The sequence below is a fragment of the Aurantiacibacter rhizosphaerae genome (genome assembly GCF_009807005.1).
GTDB classification, from domain to species: domain Bacteria; phylum Pseudomonadota; class Alphaproteobacteria; order Sphingomonadales; family Sphingomonadaceae; genus Alteraurantiacibacter; species Alteraurantiacibacter rhizosphaerae.
Window position 1 is genome coordinate 875801 of sequence record NZ_WUBR01000002.1, and the last position, 23391, is coordinate 899191.

The 23391-nt window shown below is 62.6% G+C and carries 24 protein-coding genes; 16 read left to right on the plus strand and 8 right to left on the minus strand.

Annotation, left to right across the window (positions count from 1 at the left end; genetic code table 11):
• Nucleotides 1–77: 77 nt before the first annotated feature.
• The gene (locus GRF63_RS11795) at nt 78–941 is read right to left on the minus strand and encodes a p-hydroxycinnamoyl CoA hydratase/lyase (RefSeq protein ID WP_160486175.1); all 864 of its coding nucleotides are present in this window, start codon (nt 939–941) and stop codon (nt 78–80) included.
• A 119-nt stretch (nt 942–1060) separates the two neighbouring features.
• On the opposite strand from GRF63_RS11795, the gene GRF63_RS11800 reads away from it, so the two are divergent.
• From GRF63_RS11800 to GRF63_RS11815, 4 genes are all read left to right on the plus strand, one after another.
• A complete protein-coding gene (locus GRF63_RS11800) occupies nt 1061–1486 on the plus strand; it encodes a MarR family winged helix-turn-helix transcriptional regulator (protein WP_160486176.1) in 426 nt (141 codons plus the stop codon).
• A gap of 61 nt (nt 1487–1547) precedes the next feature.
• On the plus strand, nt 1548–1952 hold the full coding sequence (gene ligA, locus GRF63_RS11805) for a protocatechuate 4,5-dioxygenase subunit alpha (RefSeq protein WP_160486177.1): 405 nt from the start codon (nt 1548–1550) through the stop codon (nt 1950–1952).
• A complete protein-coding gene (locus GRF63_RS11810; protein WP_160486178.1) occupies nt 1952–2794 on the plus strand; it encodes a class III extradiol dioxygenase subunit beta in 843 nt (280 codons plus the stop codon). The genes ligA and GRF63_RS11810 overlap by 1 nt, the downstream gene beginning before the upstream one ends.
• Nucleotides 2795–2895: 101 nt before the next feature.
• On the plus strand, nt 2896–4242 hold the full coding sequence (locus GRF63_RS11815) for an aldehyde dehydrogenase family protein (RefSeq protein ID WP_160486179.1): 1347 nt from the start codon (nt 2896–2898) through the stop codon (nt 4240–4242).
• 36 nt (nt 4243–4278) lie between these two features.
• Here the strand turns inward: GRF63_RS11815 and GRF63_RS11820 are convergent, their stop codons facing one another.
• From GRF63_RS11820 to GRF63_RS11830, 3 genes are read right to left on the minus strand one after another with little or no spacing between them, the layout of a single operon-like run.
• Nucleotides 4279–5073: a helix-turn-helix domain-containing protein gene (locus GRF63_RS11820; RefSeq protein ID WP_160486180.1), complete on the minus strand. Its 795-nt coding sequence runs from the start codon at nt 5071–5073 to the stop codon at nt 4279–4281.
• A gap of 16 nt (nt 5074–5089) precedes the next feature.
• Nucleotides 5090–6208 carry a CaiB/BaiF CoA transferase family protein gene (locus tag GRF63_RS11825; protein WP_160486181.1) on the minus strand — a complete coding sequence of 373 codons (1119 nt, stop codon included), beginning with the start codon at nt 6206–6208 and terminating at the stop codon, nt 5090–5092.
• A 58-nt stretch (nt 6209–6266) separates the two neighbouring features.
• Nucleotides 6267–7304, minus strand: coding sequence for an amidohydrolase family protein (locus GRF63_RS11830; protein ID WP_160486182.1), 1038 nt, complete (start codon nt 7302–7304; stop codon nt 6267–6269).
• A gap of 102 nt (nt 7305–7406) precedes the next feature.
• Here GRF63_RS11830 and GRF63_RS11835 point away from each other — a divergent pair, with 102 nt between their 5' ends.
• The 10 genes from GRF63_RS11835 to GRF63_RS11880 all read left to right on the plus strand — a co-directional run bounded on the left by GRF63_RS11835 (nt 7407) and on the right by GRF63_RS11880 (nt 16959).
• On the plus strand, nt 7407–8393 hold the full coding sequence (locus GRF63_RS11835) for a helix-turn-helix domain-containing protein (RefSeq protein WP_160486183.1): 987 nt from the start codon (nt 7407–7409) through the stop codon (nt 8391–8393).
• Between the two features lie 6 nt (nt 8394–8399).
• Nucleotides 8400–9305 carry an alpha/beta hydrolase fold domain-containing protein gene (locus GRF63_RS11840; RefSeq protein ID WP_160486184.1) on the plus strand — a complete coding sequence of 302 codons (906 nt, stop codon included), beginning with the start codon at nt 8400–8402 and terminating at the stop codon, nt 9303–9305.
• 155 nt (nt 9306–9460) lie between these two features.
• Complete coding sequence (locus GRF63_RS11845) at nt 9461–11311, plus strand: PEP-utilizing enzyme (protein WP_160486185.1); 1851 nt, start codon at nt 9461–9463, stop codon at nt 11309–11311.
• Between the two features lie 3 nt (nt 11312–11314).
• Entirely contained in the window at nt 11315–12361 is a 1047-nt protein-coding gene (locus tag GRF63_RS11850) for a PEP/pyruvate-binding domain-containing protein (RefSeq protein WP_160486186.1), read from the plus strand.
• Nucleotides 12358–12858 carry a biotin/lipoyl-containing protein gene (locus GRF63_RS11855; RefSeq protein WP_160486187.1) on the plus strand — a complete coding sequence of 167 codons (501 nt, stop codon included), beginning with the start codon at nt 12358–12360 and terminating at the stop codon, nt 12856–12858. The genes GRF63_RS11850 and GRF63_RS11855 overlap by 4 nt, the downstream gene beginning before the upstream one ends.
• The gene (locus GRF63_RS11860) at nt 12858–14318 is read left to right on the plus strand and encodes a biotin carboxyl carrier protein (protein ID WP_160486188.1); all 1461 of its coding nucleotides are present in this window, start codon (nt 12858–12860) and stop codon (nt 14316–14318) included. Before GRF63_RS11855 ends, GRF63_RS11860 begins: the two co-directional genes overlap by 1 nt.
• A gap of 157 nt (nt 14319–14475) precedes the next feature.
• Nucleotides 14476–15294: an HAD-IIA family hydrolase gene (locus GRF63_RS11865; RefSeq protein ID WP_160486189.1), complete on the plus strand. Its 819-nt coding sequence runs from the start codon at nt 14476–14478 to the stop codon at nt 15292–15294.
• Nucleotides 15295–15319: 25 nt separating this feature from the next.
• On the plus strand, nt 15320–15763 hold the full coding sequence (gene mce, locus GRF63_RS11870) for a methylmalonyl-CoA epimerase (protein ID WP_160486190.1): 444 nt from the start codon (nt 15320–15322) through the stop codon (nt 15761–15763).
• On the plus strand, nt 15760–16569 hold the full coding sequence (locus GRF63_RS11875; protein WP_237392423.1) for a heme-dependent oxidative N-demethylase family protein: 810 nt from the start codon (nt 15760–15762) through the stop codon (nt 16567–16569). The genes mce and GRF63_RS11875 overlap by 4 nt, the downstream gene beginning before the upstream one ends.
• Before the next feature lie 3 nt (nt 16570–16572).
• A complete protein-coding gene (locus GRF63_RS11880) occupies nt 16573–16959 on the plus strand; it encodes a lysozyme inhibitor LprI family protein (protein ID WP_160486191.1) in 387 nt (128 codons plus the stop codon).
• On the opposite strand, the gene GRF63_RS11885 is transcribed toward GRF63_RS11880, so the two are convergent.
• From GRF63_RS11885 to GRF63_RS11900, 4 genes are read right to left on the minus strand one after another with little or no spacing between them, the layout of a single operon-like run.
• Nucleotides 16956–17567, minus strand: a complete 612-nt coding sequence (locus GRF63_RS11885; protein WP_160486192.1) for a nucleotidyltransferase family protein — start codon at nt 17565–17567, stop codon at nt 16956–16958. The genes GRF63_RS11880 and GRF63_RS11885 overlap by 4 nt on opposite strands.
• The gene (locus tag GRF63_RS11890) at nt 17530–18381 is read right to left on the minus strand and encodes an XdhC family protein (protein ID WP_160486193.1); all 852 of its coding nucleotides are present in this window, start codon (nt 18379–18381) and stop codon (nt 17530–17532) included. The genes GRF63_RS11885 and GRF63_RS11890 overlap by 38 nt, the downstream gene beginning before the upstream one ends.
• Nucleotides 18382–18385: 4 nt before the next feature.
• Nucleotides 18386–19345, minus strand: coding sequence for an MBL fold metallo-hydrolase (locus GRF63_RS11895; protein ID WP_160486194.1), 960 nt, complete (start codon nt 19343–19345; stop codon nt 18386–18388).
• A 20-nt stretch (nt 19346–19365) separates the two neighbouring features.
• A complete protein-coding gene (locus GRF63_RS11900) occupies nt 19366–20415 on the minus strand; it encodes a HupE/UreJ family protein (protein WP_160486195.1) in 1050 nt (349 codons plus the stop codon).
• Between the two features lie 168 nt (nt 20416–20583).
• On the opposite strand from GRF63_RS11900, the gene GRF63_RS11905 reads away from it, so the two are divergent.
• Nucleotides 20584–22044, plus strand: coding sequence for an efflux transporter outer membrane subunit (locus tag GRF63_RS11905; RefSeq protein WP_160486196.1), 1461 nt, complete (start codon nt 20584–20586; stop codon nt 22042–22044).
• Nucleotides 22041–23336 carry an efflux RND transporter periplasmic adaptor subunit gene (locus tag GRF63_RS11910; protein WP_160486197.1) on the plus strand — a complete coding sequence of 432 codons (1296 nt, stop codon included), beginning with the start codon at nt 22041–22043 and terminating at the stop codon, nt 23334–23336. Before GRF63_RS11905 ends, GRF63_RS11910 begins: the two co-directional genes overlap by 4 nt.
• Nucleotides 23337–23391 lie beyond the last annotated feature (55 nt).

Below are 23391 nucleotides of genomic sequence, written 5' to 3' on the forward strand. Positions count from 1 at the left end.
AGCGTGATGTCGGATTTTCTAGACAGGTGCGGCGGCGCGAACAAGCGCCCGCGCCGCCAGCCTGATTTTGATGCAGCTTAGTCCTTGCTGATCTTGGTCTTGTCGAACGCGCCAAGGCCGGGCTTGAAGGTCTTCTCGTCAAGGAACTGCTTGGTGGCTTCCTTGCGGGTTTCCCAGCCGCCGAAATCATTCAGCGCTTCCTGCGTGCGGATCAGGTAATCCTCGGCATTGTCATAGGTCATTTCCATGACGCGGCGCATCGCCCACTTGGTGGCGCGCAGGGCCTGGCTGTCCTTGGCCTTCAGCTTGTCGGCAACCTCGGTAACGCGGGCCTTCAGCTGGTCGTCAGGCACGCATTCGGTGACGAGGCCCTGTGCTTCGGCCTGCTTTCCGGTGAGGTTTTCACCCATCATCGCGTGATACATGGCCTTGCGATAGGGCATCAGGTCAGCCGCCACCTTGGATGCGCCGCCGCCGGGCAGGATGGCCCAGTTGATTTCGGAAAGGCCGAACTGCGCGCTTTCACCGGCAATCGCGATGTCGCAGGCGAACAGCGGGCCGTAAGCGCCGCCAAAGCACCAGCCGTTGATCATGCCGACGGTGGCCTTTTCATACCAGCGCAGGCGTTCCCACCAGGAATAGGCTTCTCGCTGGTGCTGGCGAACCTTGTGCAGGCCTTCCTGTTCGGCGTGGCGGAAATATTCCAGCAGATCCATGCCGGCAGACCATGCATCGCCCTCGCCCGTCAGGACCAGGACCTGCACGTCGTCACGGAATTCCAGCTCGTCCAGCACTACGCCCATCTGGCGGTTCAGCTTGGGGCTCTGGCAGTTCTTTTTGTCGGGACGGTTGAGCGAAACCCAGGCGACGCCGTCAATCACTTCATACTTGACGGTTTCTTCCTGCGGACGGGGATCTGGTTGCGATGGGCCTTTTGCCATGATGTCTCTCCTCTGGCACCGGTAGATGCGATTCGACTCGCCCGGTGGTGGTTTATGCTGTTGCCGATGTAGTTTCCGATATTGTTATATGCAACAACAATCGCTAAGGCCAGATACAGATGGATGATCCACTCGCCCGATACCCCGGCTATTCCCTGCGCCGCGCCGCCAATGCGACGGGTGCGCAGCTGAGCGTCCGCCTTGCCGATCTCGGCTTGCGGCAGGCCGATGCATCGGTTCTGCTGATCCTGGAGAACAGCCCCGATATCACCGCCAGCGCGCTGGGCCGGCGGCTGGATATCCAGCGCGCCAACATGGTGCCGCTGCTGAAACGCATGGAAGAGGGCGGCCTGATCCAGCGGCGCGCGATAGACGGAAAATCGCAAGGCCTTGCCCTGACGGCGAAGGGTCGCAAGGCGCGCAATGCTGCGCAGGAGTGTATCGAGGGTTTTGAAAACGAACTGCTGGCCCGCGTGCCCGCCCAGCACCGCGCCCACCTGCTGCCTGCCCTGAACGCCCTGTGGCATGACGACGGCGCATCCTAGAATGACGAACCTGCACCCGCATTCGCTTCCTCCCCTGCCCCTCACCTGATAGGCTCACGACATGCCCCGTACCCGACTGTATTCGCTAGACGAGCTGGACGATATTCCCGGCACCAAGGTCTTTCGCGCCCGCGAAAGCCGGCAGGCCTATCACCTGCACAAGTTCTGTATGAGCCTGATGAAGGAAGAGAACCGCAAGGCCTTTAAAGAGGACGAGCGCGGCTATCTGGACCAGTACGCCATGACAGAGGAGCAGAAGGAAGCCGTGCTTGAGCGGAACCTTACAAAGCTGATCGATCTGGGCGGCAACATGTATTTCCTGGTGAAAATCGCCAGCACCGATGGGTGGAGCGCGCAAAAGGCGGTGTCTTCCATGAGCGGGATGAGCGCCGAAGAATATGCGCAGATGATGCTGGCAGGCGGCCGTTCGCCCGAAGGCCTGCGCTCCATAAGGGACAAGAACTGATGGCCCGTATTTCCGGCGGTATCGCCACCAGCCACGTGCCCGCCATCGGCGCGGCATTCGACCTGGGTAAAACCGAAGAACCCTATTGGAAGCCGATCTTCGAAGGCTATGAATACGTCAAGGAATGGATCAAGGACAACACGCCAGACGTGGTGATCCTGATCTACAATGATCACGCATCTTCGCTGATGCTGGACATCGTGCCCACCTTCGCACTGGGCTTTGCCGAGAAATTCGAAAGCGCCGACGAAGGCTGGGGCCGCCGCCCCGTGCCCGTGGTGGAGAACCACCTGGACCTTGCCGCGCATGTGGCAGAGCAATTGGTGATCGACGAGTTCGACATCACCCTGATCAACGAGATGGACGTGGACCACGGCTGCACCGTGCCGCTGTCGCTGGTGTTCGGCGATGTGGAGGAATGGCCCTGCAAGGTGATCCCGCTCGCCGTGAATGTCACCCAGTTCCCCACCCCTTCGGGCGAACGCTGCTGGAAACTGGGTGAGGCGATCCGCAATGCGGTGAAGACCTTCCCCGAAGACCTGAACGTGCAGGTGTGGGGCACCGGCGGCATGAGCCATCAGCTGCAGGGCACCCGCGCTGGCCTGATCAACGAGGAATTCGACAATCGCTTCCTCGACCTGCTGGCGCATGAGCCCGAAGAGCTGAAATACATCACCCGGCTGGAATATCTGCGCGAGGCGGGCACCGAAGGGATCGAGATGATCATGTGGCTGATCATGCGCGCCGCCCTTGGCTATGGCGTGGAGGAAAAGCACCGCTTCTACCGCGTGCCCGCCAGCAACACCGCCGTGGGACACGTGGTGTACGAATCCAAGAGCTAGGTCTGGGCCGAAGCCTATCCTCGGCAGTTGATTGACAATGTCCGGTAGAGGCACGATCTAGCGTGCACACTGCCGCCCATCGTCACTGCCGAGGACCATCAATGACCGATCAGCCCACCGCCGCCGACCTTTCCGCCGATATTGCCCGCGTGTTCGAAGCGCAGCAGGCCAACCAGTGGAACGTGAAGGCCAGCGATGCCGCCGCGCGCAAGGCGAAGCTGCAAAAGCTGAAAGATGCGGTGGAAAGCCACACCGACGAAATCGTCGCCGCCGTGCTGAAGGATACGCGCAAGCCTGAGGGCGAAATCCGCGTGACAGAGGTGATGAATGTGGTGGGCAATATCCAGCTCAACATCGATAATCTGGAAGAGTGGATGAAGCCCGAAGAGGTGACGCCCACCAACAATCCGGACGACAAGGCGATGATCATGCCCGAAGCGCGCGGCGTGTGCCTGATCCTTGGCCCGTGGAACTTCCCCCTCGGCCTCACGCTAGGCCCCGTGGCTGCGGCGATTGCGGCGGGCAACACCTGCGTGGTGAAGCTGACGGATCTGTGCCCCAATGTGGCCAAGGTGGCCAAGCTGATCGTCGAGGAAGCCTTCGACGAGAACGAATGCGCCGTGTTCGAAGGCGATGTCTCCGTGGCGGAGGCTTTGCTGGAACTGCCCTTCAACCACATCTTCTTCACCGGCAGCACGCGCGTGGGCAAGATCGTGATGGCCGCAGCGGCAAAGCACCTTGCCACCGTGACGCTGGAGCTGGGCGGCAAGTCCCCCGTCATCATCGACGAAGGCGCCGATATCGCACCTATTGCCGCCGCGCTGGCAGGGGCGAAGCAGTTCAACGGCGGTCAGGCGTGTATCTGCCCGGACTATGTCTTCGTGCCGGAAGGCAGGCAGGCCGAACTGGTGGAGGGGTTCAGGCAGAATGTGCAGAACAATCTCTATGGCTCTGGCGAACTGGACAAATCCGCCATCGCGCAGATCGTGAACCAGACCAATTTCGTCCGGGTGAAAGGCATGGTGGACGATGCCGTAGGCCAGGGCGCGACGGTGGCCGTGGGCGGGGAGATGGACGCTGATGACCTCACCATCCATCCCACCATGCTGACGGACGTGACCCCGCAGATGAAAATTCTGCAGGACGAAATCTTCGCGCCCGTCCTGCCGGTGATGACTTACGAGACGCTGGATCAGGTGATCGATTATATCGAGGCGCGGGCAAAGCCTCTGGCGCTCTACATGTTCTCCCCGTCGGAGGAGAATATGGACAAGGTGCTGAAACGCACCAGTTCAGGCGGCACCACGCTGAACGGCGTGTTCTCCCACTACCTTGAAAACCGCCTGCCCTTCGGCGGCGTGAACGGCAGCGGCATGGGCAGCTATCACGGATACTGGGGCTTCAAGGAATTCAGCCACCACCGCGCCGTGTACAAGCATATGGCATAGTATGAAGGTGGCGGGGCATCGCGCCCCGCCCCTCGCCTAGCGGATGAAGTAACCCACCGTTTTGAAACTGCCGTCTTCTTTGCGCATAATGACAGTTTCCAGTGATCCCGGCGCACTGGCGAAAGCGGTGGCGAATTGCACCACCGCGTAATCCCCCGGCGGCGTGCCCGGCAGGGTGTCCGTCTGCTGCACGCTCATAATTTCGCGAGAGATGACGCCGCCCAGCGGCGCGCGCACCTGTGTAGCGGCGGTTTCCCACTGTGCAGCGGTAACCTGGCTCTGGAACATCTCCCCTGCCTGCTGCCAGCTTTCGTCCCACTCGCCAGCATCGCCCAATGCGAGCCAATCCAGCGCCGTGTCGCGGATGCGTGCATCCTCGGCACTCAGGGCCGTGCCGGTGGCGGGTGCTTCACCTTCAGCCTGCGCTGTCGCGACAGGCCGGGCATCACCGGCGGGGTTAAGGGCGAACATGGCAACGGCGGTAACAAGGGCGATCATGGCAATTCCTCCTGCAAGCCAGGCCAGCGTTCTGGTGCTGAGCCGGGCCGGTTTCGACTGCCCTGACAATGGTGCGTCTGCATCGCTGTCAGCCATCCCAGAAGATGAGGGTGCAGGAAATTGGGGTGGTCCACCCTCGGCCTCACCCAGAATTCTTGCGGCTTCGCGGCTGCTGGTAACCCCCAGTTTCTGACGGGCAGAGCGCAGGCGATCATTGATGGTGTAAACCGAAAGGCCAAGCGCGGCGGCAGTGGACTTCGTATCGTGCCCCGCCAGCAGGAGGCGCAAGGTCTCCTTCTCCTTCTCGGTAAGATCGCCAATTGCCTGCTGCATGGTCAGAACCTTGCCATCATTCCTCTTTGCCAGGCAATGCCGGAGATGGCCGGCCGATTGACAGCTCGGCTTCGGAGAAGCGGATCGGCGTGCGCAGGCCCTTCAGCCCGTCCTCGTCCAGATCCACCACCATTCCGCGCGCCGCAATCTGCGGATCGGTCAACGCCTGCTTCACCGTGTTGATCGGACCGGCAGGAATGCCCCTGTTCTCCATCTTCAGCAATACGTCCTCCCGCTTCATCTCGGCAATACGCTTCATGATGGAGGCGGACAGCGATACGCGGTTCTTCACGCGGCGGGCGTTGGTCGTCCATTCCTCGCGCAAGGGCAGGTCTATCGCCTCGCAGAACCGTTCGAACTGGCGATCATTGCCCACCGCCACGATCAGCCAACCGTCCCTCGCCTGAAAGGCTTCGTAAGGGGCGATGTTGGGATGGGCATTGCCCATGCGCTTTGGGCTGCGGCCGGAGGCGAGGTAGTTCATCGCCTGATTGCCCAGCGTGCCCACCATCACATCGAACAATGCCATGTCCACCATCTGCCCGCGCCCGGTGCTTTCGCGCTGGCGCAGCGCCGCCTGGATGCCGATCACGGCGTAAAGCCCGGTCATGATATCGGCATAGGCCACGCCGATCTTGTTGGGCGGGCCATCGGGCGTGCCGGTCAGGTCCATGATGCCGCTCATCGCCTGGATGATGATGTCGTAACCCGCGCGGCCCGCGTAAGGGCCATCCTGCCCGAAACCGGTGATGGAGCAATAGACGAGGCGCGGATTGACCTCTTTCAGACTATCGTAATCCAGCCCGAACTTGGCGAGGCCGCCGGTTTTGAAATTCTCGATCAGCACATCGGCATCGGCGATCAGGGCATGGACTTTCTTGAGGTCGGCCGCGCTGTTGAAATCGGCGACCATCGTATCCTTCCCGCGGTTTGCGGCGTGGAAATAGGCCGCATCCTTGGTGCCGTTCTCGCGGTCGATGAAGGGCGGGCCCCATTGGCGCGTGTCGTCCCCGTCCGGGCCTTCAACCTTGTGCACCTCCGCGCCCAGATCGGCCAGGACCTGCCCGGCCCAGGGTCCTGCCAGAATGCGTGCGAGTTCGACGACCTTGATGCCGTGCAGTGGAGAATTGCTCATGGCCGCGCTCTACGCGGCGCGAGCCTTCAGGTAAACGGGCGGGTGTTGGACACCGTAATTACTCGGGCGCGATGTGGAAGACCCGCTCCGCATTGCCGTGGCACAGGGCGTGGCGTTCTGCATCGGTGCATTCGAAGTTCTCGATGAAGTCCACCGCCGGTTTCATCGGCTGGTAGGGGTAATCAATGGCCCAGATCACATTGTCGATGCCCATCCGGTCTATCGCATATCGCAGCGCCAGCGGGTCTTCCACGCCGCTGGTGGTGAAGACGAAATTGTCGCGGAAGTATTCCTCCATGCTGCGCTGTGTTTTCGGTGCACGGCCAACCTTTTGCGCGCGGCTGTTCATGAAATTTATGCGCCAGATGAAGAACGGCACCATCTCGCCCATGTGGCCCACGCAGATGCGCAGCTTGGGGAAATGATCGAACACGCCGCCTGCCATCATGCGCAGCATGTTGGTGCCCACTTCCACGCCGTATGCCCACATGGCCGAATCCATCGCATAGTCCATCAGCGGGCCCTTCAGCGTATCGGATGGCCCGCGCGGGTGGATGTAGATGGTGGCATCATGCGCCTCTGCCGCCTCGAAGATGGGCCAGAATTTGGGATCGTCGAAATAGTCGCCATTGGTGTGACCGTTCACGATCAGGCCGTTCAGCTTCAGATCGGTCATCACCCGGTCGATTTCCTTCGCCGCGCGCTTCGGGCTGTGCGGTGCAAAGCTTGCCAGACCGGCAAAGCGATCAGGGCGCTTGCGGCAGATTTCCGCCAGCCTGTCGTTACTTAGCGCGGCAAGTTCTGTTGCCGTGTCAGCATCGAACATCTGCACGCCGGGCGCCGTCAGGGTGAGCAGGTGCATGTCCACGCCAAACTCGTCCATCTGCGAAAGCCGCTGGCCTTCAACGTCCTTCAACCCTTCCAGGAAGTTCATCTTGCCATAGCCGCTGGCATCGTGATCGGCATCGTAGATCCCGCCTACCAGCAGCTTGTCAGCGCTTTGCGACGGCCCGCGTGCAACCTGGCGCAGTTCTTCGGCAACTTCGGGGATCGTCCATGCTTCCTCGCAGGCGATCAGGCGGCACTTGTTTCCCATGGTTCCTCTCCCAGAATGATCGGGTCAGCTTTTACTGGCCTTTGCGGACAAGCTAGCAGGGACTGGCGATTGCCATAGGATTTTTGCGCGTTAAAATGTCCCATGCGTTCTGCTGCGCCACCAACGCCAGCGTCCAGGGACATCGAAAGCTGGACATCCGCCGGGCTTGCCGGGCCGGAAGCTTTGCGCGAATGGCGCGAGTGGGCGGCCAGCACGATTGCTCCCATCGAAGTGGAGGTTTTCGACCCCCACGCCTTTGCCGCGCGCTGGATCAGCCACGGTATCGGGCAGCTGCGCCTGCTGCATCTTTATGCCCCCGCACAACGGGTGACGCACACGGGGATGGAGGGCAGCGCAGGCCGCGCCGCGCCATCCATCCAGCTGGTATATTCCCGTCACGGTGCGGTGAAGACGCTGATGGGCGGCAAGAGCTTTACCATCGAGCCGGGCCAGTTCGTGCTGCTGGACAACACCCGCTTCTACCAGATGGAAATGCAGACCGAGCATGAGTGTATCGACCTGATGATGCCGCAGGGCTGGCTGGAAAAGCATCTGCCCGATCCCGGCGCCCTGCTGGCAAAGCCGATCAACACGCGGGAGGGATGGGGAAAGCCGCTGGGCGCCCTGCTGGAAACCATGCTGGACAGGCTGGCCGATGCCCCCCTGCCGCGCCCCCTGATCGCCGAACAGGTGGGAACCTTGCTGGCGTTGGCCACCGGCGTGCAGGAACCGCCACACGCCACGCGCCATCGCGGCCAGCTGGCCCGGCGTATCCTGCGCCGGATCGAAAGCGATTATGCCGATCCCGCCCTCTCGCCAGAGCGGGTGGCGCGTGATTGCGGCATATCGAAACGCTATCTGCAAACCTTGCTGGCGGGCAGCGGCACCAGCTTCGTGCAGGAATTGAACGTGATGCGGCTAGACCGGGCCAGCGATATGCTGGCCGATCCGCGCGCGGCGGGACTGGCCGTGGCCGATATCGCCTTTCGCAACGGGTTTCTCGACCCCGGCTATTTCACCCGGCTGTTCCGCAAACGCTTTGGCGTAACCCCCAGCGCGTGGCGCGCGGGCCATGCCCCGCAAAGCTGATCGGCCGTGCTGAAATTCGCCTTCGCGCTGATCGTGGTGATCATGCTGGCCGTGCTGGCGCTGGGCATCGCCTACAAGATATCGCCGCTGCGCACCTTCGATACGCTGGTGCCCAAGGATGATGGCGGGCGCAAGATTGCCGAGGGTCTGGCCTATGGCAATGATGCGCGCCAGGCGCTGGATATCTACGCACCGACGACACCCGGCGATGGTCTGAACACCGATGATCTGCGCCCCGTGGTGGTGTTCTTCTACGGCGGCAGCTGGGACAGCGGCACGCGGGAGGGATATAATTTTGCAGGCCGCGCCCTTGCCGCGCGCGGTTTCGTGGTGGCCGTGCCCGATTATCGTCTGGTGCCGCAGGTTCACTTCCCCGCATTCGTGCAGGATGGCGCGGCAGCGGTGCACTGGGTGCGGCAGAATATCGCGCACTATGGCGGCGATCCCGATCGTATCGTGCTGATGGGCCATTCGGCAGGCGCCTATATCGCCGCGATGCTGGCAACGGATCCGCAATGGCTGGGCGATGATGAACGCACTGCTGTGCGCGGATTTGTTGGGCTGGCCGGGCCCTATGATTTCGCGCCGCTGGATACCGCTGCCTCCATCAATGCATTTGGCGATTGGCCGGGTGTGGAGGAGACGCAGCCCATTACCTTTGCCGATGAGGGCGCGCTGCCCGCCCTGCTGCTTACCGGCACGGAGGATACGGTGGTGAAACCGCGCAATAGCGAAGCTTTGGCCGCCAAGTTGCGCGCTGCGGGCGTGGCGGCGCAGATGGTGCGTTATCCCGGCATCGATCATGTCGGCGTGCTGATCGCCATGTCCCGCCCCTTGCGCGGGCGTGCGCCGGTGCTAGATGATGCCAGCCGCTTTATTGCCAGCGTTACCGGGCCCTTACCTGACCAGTAAGACAAATTTGCCTGCGCTTTTGTCCTGCTGGCCTTGCGCGCAAATCCTTTGTGGCATCCCCTGCTGCGCGTAGTCTTCCAAGTCTGTCGCCGACTGCAAGCAATTCCGGCAAACGGAATGCCGCGGATCGGCCAGCATTTGAGAGGATGCGAACTATGTCGGACAAAGCCAAGAGCTTTCCCCTGCCCAGCTCACTGAAAGTGACGCCGGGCACCGAAGAGGCGCAGGCCGCCTTCCCCTATTACTGCCAGTTCCAGCCGGGCGACGACGAGCGGTTCTGGTTCTACAACTCCATGCATTTTCCAGAGCCGATGCATCATTTCGATATGATCACGGCGGAGGCTGCCTATTGCGCGCTGGGCGCGTTCAACACCCGCGTGCACGTGCTGCCCACCACCAAGGGCATCGATCACCGCATCATCAACGGCCGCGTTTTCATCGGCGGCGTTCCCGTCACCGATCCTGAAGAGGTGCAGGCCCGCGCGGAGGAATTCCAGAAACGCGGCTTCCATTATTACGAGCATTGGGAAGACCTGTACGACCAGTGGAAGGACAAGATGAAGGCGCTGATCGCGGAGGCGAAGGAACTGCCAAAGCCGCACCTTCCCGATCTGGAGCCGATGGAAACCACGCTGACCGGCAAGGGCATCGCCGCCAACCAGGAACTGATCGACACCTACCGCCGCCAGCTGAACGGCTATTACACGATGTGGCACCACCACTTCGAATTCCTGCTGCTGGGCTATGGCGCCTACATGACCTTCTTCGATTTCTGCAAAAAGGCCTTCCCCGAAATCTCCGACCAGGCGATCAGCCGCATGGTTGCGGGCATGGAAGCGGAAATCTTCAAGCCTGACGAGGAAGTAAAACGCCTCGCCCGCCGCGCGGTGGAACTGGGCGTGGACCAGCATTTCACGCCAGACATGGATATCGACACCGTGCTGGCCGATCTCGACAAGGTGGGCGGCCCCGGCAAGGAATGGCTGACCGAGCTCGAGACCAGCCGCAACCCGTGGTTCAACGTGAATGTGGGCGACGGGTTCTACCACTATCACCGCAGCTGGAACGACGACCTGTCGATGCCCTTCGCCGCGCTTCCCGGCTATATCGAGAAGATCAAGGCCGGCACCAATATCGAACGCCCGATGGATCAGCTGATCAAGGAGCGGGACGAGATGGTGCGCGACTATCGCGAGCTTCTCGATACCGAGGAAGACAAGGCAACATATGACCAGCTGATCGAACTGGCGCACCGCGTGTTCCCCTATGTGGAGGGGCACAAGTTCTATTGCGAGCACTGGTACACCAACCTGTTCTTCAACAAGATCCGCGAATTCGGCACGCTGTTGGTGGAGCACGACTTTTTCGAGAAGGAGGAGGATGTCTTCCATCTCACCCATTACGAATTGGAGAGCGCCATCATCGACCTGATGCTTTCCTGGTCCTCCGGGTCGCCCCCGATAGGACCGTCTCGCTGGCCCGCTATCGTAAAACAACGGCAAGAAGCCATCGATAGCTGGGCCGGCGAGACCGTACCGCCGGCATTGGGACAGGTGCCCGAGGCCATAGACGATCCCGCCATCGTCATGCTGTGGGGCATCACTCGCGACAGCCTGGATACGTGGCTTTCCGATGGTGAGGGCGATCCCAACGAGCTGAAGGGCTTTGCCGCCTGTAATGGCGTGGTGGAAGGCACCGCGCGTGTCATCAAGTCGGTGAAGGAGATCTACAAGATCCAGCAGGGCGATATCCTGGTGTGCCAGGTGACGAACCCCACCTGGTCCCCCCTGTTCCAGAAAATCAGCGCGGCGGTTTCCGATATCGGCGGCAGCATGAGCCACATGGCCATCGTGGCCCGCGAATACGGCCTGCCCGCCGTGGTGGGCACCGGCAATGCCAGCCAGAAGATAAAGGACGGCGCGCGCATCCGCGTGGATGGCGGCAAAGGAACGGTCACGATCCTGGAACAGCCTGCCGAAGCGCAGCCGGAACTGGAGGACGCCTGAGCCATGGAAGCCGTTGCGTGGTTTGCCGATGTCGGCATCAAGGATCGCCCCACCGTGGGCGGCAAGGGTGGCTCTCTGGGTGAATTGACGCAGGCCGGGATCGATGTGCCCGCAGGCTTCGTCGTCACCGTGGCCGCGTTCGAGCAGTTTCTGGAGAAGCTGGAGGAGAAGGAACCGATCCGCCCGCTGGTCGAGGCGCTCGACCCCGACGATCTGGGCGCAGCGACGAAATTATCGGAGCAATTGCGCGCCCGTATGATGGGCGATGAAATGCCGGCCGAGGTGAAGGACGCGCTGAAATCCGCCCATGCGCAGCTTTGCGAGGATGGCCAGCCGGTCGCCGTGCGATCCTCCGCCACCACGGAAGATGCGGAGGACGCCAGCTTTGCCGGATTGCAGGACACCTTCCTGTGGGTGCTGGATGCAGACGCCATGATCGCACGCACCCGCGAATGCTGGGCCTCGCTCTATTCGGTGGAGTCCATGACCTACCGCCGCAAGCAAGGCATTCCGGAAAGCCGCGTGGCGATGGCCGTGGTGGTGCAGCGCATGGTCAACTCCCGCTGCGCAGGCGTGATGTTTACCCGCAGCCCCACCACCGGCGACAAGTCCGTGATCACCATCGAGGGTGCATGGGGCCTGGGCTCCAGCGTGGTGTCCGGCGAGGTTACGCCCGACAAATGGGTGCTGGGCAAGATCACCGGAGAGATCAGCCAGCGCGACATTTCCGACAAGCACGCACGGCAGGTGCCCGCGCCGGAGGGCGGCGGGATCGTGGAGGTGGAGAACGAGGACGACAAGCGCTCCGCCCCATGCCTCACCGATGATGAACTGCTGGCTTTGCGCGAAGTGGGCCGCAAGATCGAACGCCATTATGGCAAGGCGCAGGATATCGAATGGGCGCTGGATCAGGATGGCAAGGTGCTGCTGCTCCAGTCCCGCCCGGAAACCGTGTGGGCTATGAAGGACGCGGAAAGCGCGCCCGTGAAGAAGCCGGAGGGCAAGGCATACAACCACGTGATGGCGATTTTCGGAGGCAAGAAATCGTGAGCCTTTCGGGCAAGGACGTCGCTGAAATCGCGCGGCTGCTGGGCGAATCCGAATTTTCCTCGCTCGACCTGAAGATGGGCGGCTTCACGCTGCGCATCCGCCGTGATGGCAGCAGCGGTGGCCGCTGGGTGGCTGATGAAGTCGAGGTTGACGAGCCAGACCAGCAGGACGAGCCGCAAGGCTCCGCCGGTGTCGAACCGTCCCCCTCCCCGCCGCCATCGGGCAGCGCGCAGCCGGCCACTGTGGCAGATGCAGGGGAAGTGGACGTGATCGCCCCGCTGCTGGGCAATTACTACGCCGCCCCGCGCCCCGGCGAAGCCCCCTTCGTACAGGTGGGCGACCGCGTGGAGCCCGATACGATCGTCGCCATCATCGAGGTGATGAAGCTGATGAACTCGGTGCGCGCCGGGGTATCGGGCACCGTCACCGCCGTCCTGGCGGAAAACGGCAGCGCCATTGAAAAGGGCCAGCCGATCATCAGGGTGAAGGAAGGCTGATGGCCAATATCCAGATCGTCGAAACGTCCCTTCGCGATGGCAACCAGTGCCTGTGGGGCGCAACCGGCATCGATACCGCAAAGACACTGGGCATTGCCCCTGCGATGGAGCGGGCGGGCTTCTCCGCGATCGATTTCACCACCTCCACCCACATGGGCGTGGCCGTGCGTTACAAGCAGGAAGACCCGTGGGAACGCATCCGCGCGATGGCGGACATCTGCAAGACCACGCCGCTGCAATTCCTCTCCACCGGTTTCCGCTTCATCGCGTGGGAAACCGCGACGCCTGATTTCATGGAACTGGCCTTTGCCACGCTGGCGCGCAACGGCATTCGCCGCTTTGCACTGGCCGATCCCATGAACGATGCCACGTCCAACGTGGAAGTCGCGAAGATGGTGAAGCGTGCTGGCGGGGAGCAGGTGGTGGGCGCCCTCGTCTTCTCCATCAGCCCCATCCACGACGATGTGCATTATGCCGAGGCCGCGCGGACGATGGCCGCCAGCAAGGATATAGACGCGCTCTATATCAAGGATCCGGGCGGGCTGCTGACATCCAATCGCGCCGCAACGTTGGTGCCCGCCATCATGGCCGAGATTGGGGACATGCCGCTGGAACTCCATTCGCACTCCACCATCGGCCTTGCCGAACAGGCCTATTGCGAAGCCGCCGACATGGGCATCACCGCGCTGCAATGCGCCAGCGGCGGGCTTGCCAGTGGCACCTCCCATCCTTCTGTCATAGGCACGGTCGCCAACCTTCGCGCGCAGGGCCACACCGTCGATATTGATGACGAGGCGGTGGATGAAATCGCCGACTGGTTCACCGCCATCGCCGATGCGGAAGACCTGCCCAAGGGACAGGCGATGCATTTCGATGCCGCCTATTTCCAGCACAATTTGCCCGGCGGCATGGTGGGCACCATGCGCCGCCACCTGGCCGACCAGGGCGTGCCCGAAATGGAAGGCGCGGTGATAGAGGAGATGGGCCGCGTGCGCCGCGAACTTGGCTGGCCCATCGTGATGACGCCCTTTGCCCAGATGCTGCAGACGCAGGCCGTGATGAACGTGACGGCGGACGAGCGATGGAGCGTGATCCCCGACGAGATCATCCGCTTTGCCATCGGCAAGTTCGGGCGGCCCAATGCGCCGGTGGACCAGAACGTGATGGACCGCATCATGGCCAATCCGCGCACCAAGGAACTGGAAGCGGAAAAGGGCATGGCCGACGTTGCCGACCTTCGCAAGAAACTGGGCATGCACCTGTCGGACGAGGAATTCCTGCTGCGCGCCACCATGCCGCAGAACCTTGTCGACGCGATGGAAGAAACCGGCCCCGCCCAGCGCGAATACGATCCGAAAAAGGTGCCGCTGATGAACCTGTTGCGCGAGGTGTTGCAACGCGGTGATATCGACGAATTCAGCATTGAGAAGGACGATTTCTCCGTCCAGCTTGAGCGTTGAAAGCAGCCCGCTTTCCTACCTCCACGGCAATGCGCAGCTTATGGCCATGAAACCGCCAAATCTCTTTGAAATATCACACATTTCTGTCTTCGCGGGAGTGACCGTGATTCCTTCCCCTGGACTGTGTTCCATGTGTTCCACATTAGGTGATCTATAGATGCGCACGCCAAAGGGCTTCATGTTCGATCTGGACGGGACACTGATCCTCTCCAACCGCAAGCTGGGCAGCTATGACGCCATTCCCGGCGCGGCGGAGGCTCTGGCCGATCTGGACGCGCGCGGCATTCCGTGGATCGCACTGACCAACGGCAGCGCCTATGCCTCCCGCGTGCAGGCCCCGCGCCTACGCGATGTGGGCATCCCCGTGCCGGACGATAAGCTGTTCACCCCCAATTCGGTTGCGGCCAAGGTGATTGCCGACGCTGGATATGGACGCGTGCTGGTGCTGGGCACGCAGGGCGTCACCGATGCTCTGGAGGAGCTGGGCATCAACTGCGTCTCTCCAGATAGCGACCACGAGGGCTGTGACGCGGTGTACATCGCCTGGCATCCCGACTGCTCCATGCCCGATATCCACGCCGCCTGTGAGGCCGTGCTGGATGGCGCCGCCTTCCTCACCGCGTCGGATGTCCCCTTCTTCGCCACCAAGGAAGGCCGCAGCTTCGGATATAGCTGCGCCATCAACGGCGCGGTGGCGCGGGTAACCGGGGTGGAACCGCAGCCGACTGGCAAGCCTTCTGCCCATGCGCTGGCCTTCGTTGCCGATCGGCTTGGCATGGCGAAAGAGGATGTGGGCGTGGTGGGCGATGATGCCACCGCGGAAATCCAGATGGCGCGCGAAGGCGGGGCCATCGGCATCGCAGTAACATCAGGCTCCACCAGCGCGGATGAATGGGCGCAGCAGCCCGATAACAAGACGCCCGACCTGGTGATCGAGAATATCGGCGAATTGGCGAGGCGCACCGGATTGGGCTAATGCCGCGCGTCAAAGGAGATTCGACATGCAGCTAGGCCGTTTCAACCACATCGGCGTTGCCGTGCCCGACATCGAGGAAGCCATTGCATTCTATCGCGATGTGCTGGGCGCAAAGCAGATTACAGAGCCTTTCGACCTGCCAGAGCAGGGCGTGAAAGTGTGCTTCGTCAACACGCCGGGCCATGACGGAACCGAGGGGACGCAGGTAGAATTGCTGGCCCCGCTGGACGAGACATCGCCGGTGGCCAATTTCATCGCCAAGAACCCGCTGGGCGGCCAGCACCACGTGTGTTTCGAAGTGCCGGATATCGAAGCCGCGCGTGCCGAGTTCGAGGCTGCTGGCAAGCGCATCCTCGGCCCCACGCGCATTGGCGCGCATGGCACGCCGATCTTCTTCCTCCACCCCAAGGATATGCTGGGCCAGCTGACGGAAATCATGGAAAGCCCTAAGGAAGGCGCCCTGCATTGATCGCAAGGCTCGGCTTCTCGGTCGAGGAATTGCTGCCAAGGGCGCGCGGCGGCGGCGCGCTGAAAATGGGCCTTGTGGCGCTGGGGGAGGATGAGTGGCTCCAGCCAGCGCCCGATCTCGCCGCGCGGCGTGCCGCCTTCGATGCCCATCCCGGCAGCGTGCAGATCACCCCGCGCGCCGTGGCTGCGGGCGATGAACTGGCCGCCATGCTGGGAACGCGCGGCGGGCTGGAAGGCGCGGCGCGCCATGCGCATGAGGACATGTGTCTGCTCGCGCCCGATAGCGACGATGGCCCCTACCGCCTGATCGGAGCGGTGGTGGCGTGGCCCACGGACTGGCACCCGGCAGACAAGCTGGGCCTGCCGCTGGTGGCCATGCACGCGCCGATCCACGGGTATGAGGAACAGCTAGCCACCGGCGTCGATCACTTCATGGCCCGTCTGAAACCGGGCCGCATATTCGGCCGCTGCAACTGGTTCGTCGCCCCGGTGCCGGACATGCGCTGGATCGACACCGCACCGCCCAGCGAGACTTTCGCCCATGTCACGCCCCGGAACGCGGGTGAAACCCTGTTCGTGCGGTGCGAACGCCAGACCTTGCGCCGCCTGCCCGAAAGCGGCGCTATCCTGTTCACCATCGGCGTTTACGTGGCATCGCTGGGATCTCTTTCCATCGACAATGCTGCAAGAATGGCGCAATCTTTGGCCACCATACCGCCTGAGGAGGCAGAACGGCGCGGTGCGCGCTGGTTTGCGCCGCAGTTGGCCGCCCATGTCGCCGCCCGGATGGATGGCGCAAAAGGATAGATCATGAGCATTGCCTACTCCCTGCTGTTCCTGCTGGCCCATCACAGCACCGATTGTTCGGAGCCGCTGACGCAGCAGGCGATGAACCATTGCGCAGGCGTCGAGTTTGAGGAGGCGGACAAGGCGCTGAACGAACAATGGCGCAAAACCGCTGCGGAGATGCGGCGGCTGGATGCAGCGACGGATTACGATGATGGTCGCCCCGGCTATTTCGAAAACCTGCTGGCCGCCCAGCGCGCATGGCTGACATTTCGGGACCGGCACTGCGCCAGTGAAGGGTACTTCGCCCGCGGCGGATCGCTGGAGCCGCTGCTGGTCGCCACGTGCAAGACCGAGCTGACGCGAGATCGCACGGAGCAATTGAAAGAATTAGCGGACCGTCCGAACTAACGGCGGGAGAGCAAGCGCTCCACCGCTTCCAGGGCCTGAGGATCATCCACATCGCGCAAGCTATCGGTCGGCGCATCGAATACCGTGATGCCGGTGACGTCTGACAGCAGCTTGCCAGCGCCGCTGTCACCGTGCAGCGCCGTAAAGCGGGCAACATCATCGGCCGCAATATGCGTGGGAACGCCAAGGCGGCCGTCGGGATACAGCGTGGCAGCGCCGGATTGGCACGCGGCGAGCCTGCGCAAGTGATAGGTCTCAACCAATGGCATATCCGCCAGCAGCAAGAGCACGCCGCGCGATTGCCTCGCAGCCTCGGCGCAGGCCAGCGCGACGGAGGTACCCTGCCCCTCCTCCGGTGACGGGTTGGTGAGAAGGTGCCAGCCCGTTGCCGCCTCAGCGAAAGCCGGTGGCTGCGGCCCCACCACAATCACGCCGGGCGCAAAGCCCGCCCGTAATACCGCACCAAGAGCCCATTGCCCCAATCGCTTTCCCGCGCAGGCGGCATCCAGTTTACCGCCACCAAAACGCTTGGCCGAACCGGCGGCCAGCACCGCCACCAGCGGCGATGGTTCAGCGGGTTGCATCGTGGTGCGGGTGGCGAAGTTCATATTCGCCTGCGATCCCCGCCAGCGCCGAAAGCGCGAGGCCCAAGGGTTCACGGCTGTGCTTTACCGTGCCGATGGGACTGGCGATGCGCGCCACCTGCTGCGGCGCGAAGCCCAGCGACACCAAATCCGCCTCCCTCGCAGCGCGAGCGGGTGCCCCGCCCTGCGCGCCGATCAGGAAAGCCGGCGTGGTGAGCGCCCATTGCAGGATGGCGCGCTCCCACTCGTGATCGTGGAACAGCAAGACGATGGCCGTCCAGCGATCCGCAGTCAGGTGATCAGGCGACTGCCCCAAAGCCAGTGTGCCATCGTTCCGATCATGCGCTTCAACACCGATGCCGCAGGCCTCGGCAACCTGCGCCATCGCGGCCAGTTCAGGCCCCTCGCCAAACAGGACAAGGCGCAGATCCGGAACGTAGCGTCGTCGCGGCAGCGGGCAGGGATGCGGCAAAGCCAAACTATCTTCACGTCGATTATCAAGGCTGGAGACAACGCTCTGACAAGCCTCCCGATCGGGTTCGGGGTCTATCAGAATATCCAGCCCGCCGCCGCATGGCAGGCGAAAATCGATCTTGGCAGAGCCAGCGCCATAGCGAATTACGCGGCGTTCCCCGCCTTGCGCAATCTCTCGCGCCAGTTCCTGCTCCAGGCATCCATCGGCAAGGCTGCCGGTAACGCTACCATCGGCATGCACAGCCAGCTGCGCGCCGAGGCGGCGTGAAAAGCTGCCCTCTATGTGAGTAATGGTGCACAGGCCCACGCCCGGCTGACAGGCCGCGCGCAAGGCGGCCTGATCGCCTGCCAGGGGAGCCGTCATCTCGCTAGTTGGTGCGCGCGGGAATCTCTGCCGGGTCAATGCCCATGCGCAGCTGCGGTTCTTCTCCGCGCAATTCCTCGAACGCCACCATCAGGTTGATATAGGCGCGCCCGCGCGGAGTACCACCATATTCCAGTCCGGGCAGCATCTTGTCGCCCATGAAAATGGCGAAACTTGGCATGGATTCCAGCTGGGCCAGCGCATCCTCTGGCGTTCCGCCGGATTGCGCGGTTTCCTCTGCGATCTGTACGAGGCCACGGTTGAACGTCATGTAACTGCCGAATTCTTCCCAAGTGCTGGTGCCGCCATGGCCCTGGATCACGGTGTCCACATCATCGATGCCGTAGAAAACCGCCGTCAGCGTGGTGGGCATGGCCAGCATGGAGCCGCCCGATGCAGGATCGATCAGCCCGCTCATATGCCAGGCATAGGCGTCGCCTGCCATCATCACGCGGTCTTCCGGAAAGACGATGAAGGCATCGCCATCGGTATGCGCGGCGCCGAACCAGTAGACCTCCACCCGGTCCTCACCCTCGCCGAGCTGGCGGTAAGTGGTGAATTCCGTGTCCACGCGGTTGGGCGGGAACGGTCCGCCGCCTTCGCGCATCCGCGCCGCCGTGTTGGCCTGCGCAACCACCTGCACCCCATCGTTCTCAGCGAAAAACGCATTGGAGCCGACGTGATCGGGATGCGAGTGCGTGTTGATCAGCGTGGTAACGGGCTTGTCCGTGAACTTGCGGATTTCGGCGAGGATGCTTTCACCCGAATTGGGCAGCTTGGTATCCACCAGAACCACATCGTCCGATCGGACAAACACAACGCTGTTGCCGCCTGCCCCTGGTATCCGCCAGACATTCTCGGAAACCTGCTGAGCCTCCTCGATACCGGGCAGGCCTTGTGCCACAGCGCCGGTAACGGCCACGCCGCCAAGAAGAATTGCCGAAAGAACTGCCACGCGCTGCATCGATATCCGCTCCCAAAGACTCAGGCCAAATTCAGGACTCTGTCAACGAACCAATAGGCACCTGCAAGGATCACCGCAAGCGATCCGCCGATGACAAGCCTTTTCATGGCCACCGGCGCGCGTCCGCGCAGCCAGGCCAACGCCAGTGCGACGGGGATCACGATGGCAAGCTGGCCCAACTCCACACCGATGTTGAATGCCAGTAGGGACCACGCAAGATTGCCGTCGGGCAAGCCAAATTCCCGCAGCACGAAGGCAAAGCCAAAGCCGTGGATCAGCCCGAAGAACAGGGCGAAATAGGGCCTGAGGTCACGCTGGCCATCCTTGCGCAGCAGATTATCCGCCCCCACGATCACGATGCTGAGCGCGATCAGCGGCTCGATTAGCCATGCGGGCGGCGCAAAGGTGCCGGTGGCAGCCAGCGCCAGGGTGACGGAATGGCCCAGCGTGAAGGCGGTGACGATGATCGCCAGCCGCCGCAGTGATCCGCCCAGCAGGATCAGCCCGATCAGGAACAGGACGTGATCCGGCCCGATCAAAACGTGGTGCGCGCCCGATGGGACGAAGGTGGCAAACACCGCCGCCACGCCCGCCGCCGTCCCGGCGTAATGCGTTTGTGCGGCGCTATCCGCGTTGAACAGGAATTGCTGACGAAGATCGCCGCCCTCGTAAATATTGACGAAGGTCTGGTGCGCGGGATCATATGGGAACAGATCCGTATCCACCGTCAGCGCCGGTGGTGGCGGGCCCGATGCACGCAACTGCAAATGCAGGGCATCTTCGGAAGGAGAGGCGGAAATCGCGCCGAATTCCATGGGGATATCTTGGCCCCCTTCGCCGTGCAGAGTCACTCGTCGCTGCATCAGCGCCGTAATCTTACTGTATTGGGACGCTAACACACGCTCGTCGAGCAGGGATGACGGTTCCTCGATCCCCAGTTCATGCGCCACATCGTTTGTGTGAACGCTCAGCGTGCCTTCGATGTGCTGATCCTGCAGCCGCACATCGAGATAGCTGTAGGGCGCCGGATGCGCGCTGGCCGGGCTGACAAAAACAGCAAGGGCAGCCAAGGCTGCAAAGTACAGAACAAGACAAATCCGAAAGGGACGCATTTCTAACCATTTGTTGCGCGAACAACACGCCATGAAACGAGTTGCTTTTCGATACAAGCATGCGGTTGGAACAATTGAAACTATAGACTAGGCATATTTCTGTCACAGTGGGGAGTATTCGTGGGGATGGTCGGTAATTCGTGCCGCATCGAGGCATGGCGGGTGACCGTGATCGCAGGTTCGCTGCTGGCCCTTGGTGCCTGCTCCACTCCTGCAGTCGATGTCGCGGAACCCCGGATCGCTGTGCCTGCCGACTGGCAGATTGCCGATCCTGCACCCGTCAGCACCGATCTTACCGAATACTGGACGCTTCTGGGCGATCCGCTGCTTACCGATTTCGTAGAGCAGGCTATCGTTGAGAACCGCGATCTCGCGCAAAGCGCTGCGCGGCTGAAGCAGGCGCGTGCTTCGCTGGTGCAGGCGCGGGCGGGTTATTTCCCGTCCGTTTCGGCCACAGGCGGGGTCAATCGCGATGTTGGCGATCTGGCCCGCGATGACGTGCAATTTTCCCTTGGCGCGGATGCAGCGTGGGAGCTGGACCTGTTTGGCCAGATCTCTGGCAATGTCGCCGCCGCTCGCGGAGAACTTGTCGCGCAAGGATATTCGCTGGCGGATCTGCAGCGCCTGATCGTGGGACAGGTGGCAATTTCCACGATCAACGCCCGCGCCACGGCAGAACAGCTGGCGATTGCGCGGTCCACGCTGGCCTATCAGGACGATAATCTGCAAATCGCCAACTGGCGTAACCAGGCGGGCCTCGTCTCCAGCCTGGATGTGGAGCAGGCCCGCACGCAGCGCGCGCAGACCGCCGCCACGATCCCGCTGCTGGAAAGCAATCTGAACGCGACCGCCAATTCCATCTCCACCCTGATCGGGGAGGCACCGGGCCGTGTGCTGGATGCAATCGAGGCAAGCGAGCCGCAACCGATTCCCGATCCGCCGCTGCTGGCCGGGTTCGAAGCGCCTGCCGAAGTGCTGCGCCGCCGCCCCGATGTGCGTTCGGCAGAGGCCACGCTGGTTGCCAGCACGGCGCGCATCGGCGTGGCCCGCGCCCAATTGCTGCCGCTGGTGCGACTGTCCGGCAATATCGGCACCGGCCCTGTCACGGGCGGAAACCTGTTTGACATCATCACCGGCGGATTGTTCGCCGGCGTCAGCCAGCTGATATTCGATGGCGGCAGAACCGCCGCGCAGGTCGACATTGCGGAAAGCGGGGCCGAGGCTTCACTGGCGGCCTGGGAACAGACGATCCTGAATGCGCTGGAAGACGTTGAAACCGCCGCTGTCGATCAGCGCACGTCTGATGAACGCGTCGCCATCAACGAGGAAGCGCTGGATGCCGCCGACAATTCCGCTCTGCTGGCGCGCAGCCAGTATCAGGCGGGCCTCACCGATTTTCGCACGCTGTTGACGGCAGAGAACCAGCTGCTGTCCGCGCGCAACCAGCTGGTTTCCGCCCAGGCCGACCGTGCCATCGCCTTTGTCCGCCTGACGCAGGCGCTGGGCGGCGGATGGACCATTTCCGATTACGATCTCCCGCCGGTGGCCAGCAGCGCCCCTGCGGATAACGACAGGACCGCCCAATGAGCCAGACCGACCCCGAAACCGAGCAGGACATCGGCGAATATCTGGACACTGGCAAACCGCGCAAATGGTACAAGCGGCGCTGGGTGTGGGTGGTGGCGGCCATTGTGCTGTTGCTGATCCTGCTGTCCACGGTGTTCTCCGAAGACGAGACGGGCCCGGATTACATCACGGCGGAGGTGGAAGAGCGTTCGTTGGACCTCACCGTTACGGCAACGGGCAATCTGCGCCCCACCAATCAGGTGGAAGTCGGCTCCGAAGTGTCCGGCAGGCTGGATGCCGTGCTGGTGGACGTAAACGATATCGTGTCGCGCGGGCAGGTGCTGGCGCGGATCAACACCGATGTCATCCAGGATCAGATCACGCAAAGCCGCGCCAACCTCAACGCATCGCGCGCTGCGGTGTTGCAGGCGCAGGCCACGCTGGATGCCGATCTTGCCCAGCTTGAACGCCTGCGCGAAGTCAGCCGCCTGTCCGGTGGCCGCGTGCCTGCCAAGGCGGAGATGGAGCAAGCGGAAGCCGCCGTGAACCGGGGCCGCGCCGCCGTTGCCAGCGCCCGCGCCAATGTCTCCAGCGCGCAGGCCCAGCTTTCCAGCGCGCAGACCAATAACGATCGGGCCGTGATCCGCTCCCCCGTGGCGGGCGTGGTGCTGGCGCGGCAGGTGGAACCGGGCCAGACTGTGGCTGCCAGCTTCAACACGCCTACACTGTTCGTGCTGGCGGAAAACCTTGCCACCATGCAGCTGCGCGTGGACATTGACGAGGCTGACGTGGGCCAGGTGCAGCCCGGCCAGAAGGCCGCCTTCACCGTGGATGCCTATCCCGGCCGCCGCTTTCCCGCCGTGGTGGAGCGGGTGGATCTTGCCTCCAACAACATCGCCCTGAACAGCCAGCAACAGCAGCAGGGCAACCAGGTGGTGAGCTACGAAGCGCGCCTGATGGTTGCCAATGATGAAGGACTGCTGCGCCCCGGCATGACGGCCACGGCCACCATCGCCACCACTAACACCGGCAATGCCATGCTGGTGCCCAACGGCGCCCTGCGGTTCGATCCGAACGAGGAAAAGGAAGAAGGCGGCATCTTCGGCCCGCAGAGCTTCGGCCTTGAAGGCAATGACGATGCCACCATCGGCGTGGGCAGCCGCCAGACCGTGTATGTGGTGCAGCCGGATGGAACGCTGCAATCCATCGAGGTGGTAACCGGGCAAAGCGATGGCCGCCAAACCGTGGTAACCTCCGATGATCTGGAAGTGGGCATGAAAGTGGTCACCGGCATCAGGGCTGCCCAGCAGTGAGCACTGCCAGCCCGCCCCTGACCGAAGCGGATGCCGCCAGAAACGGGCGCGCGGC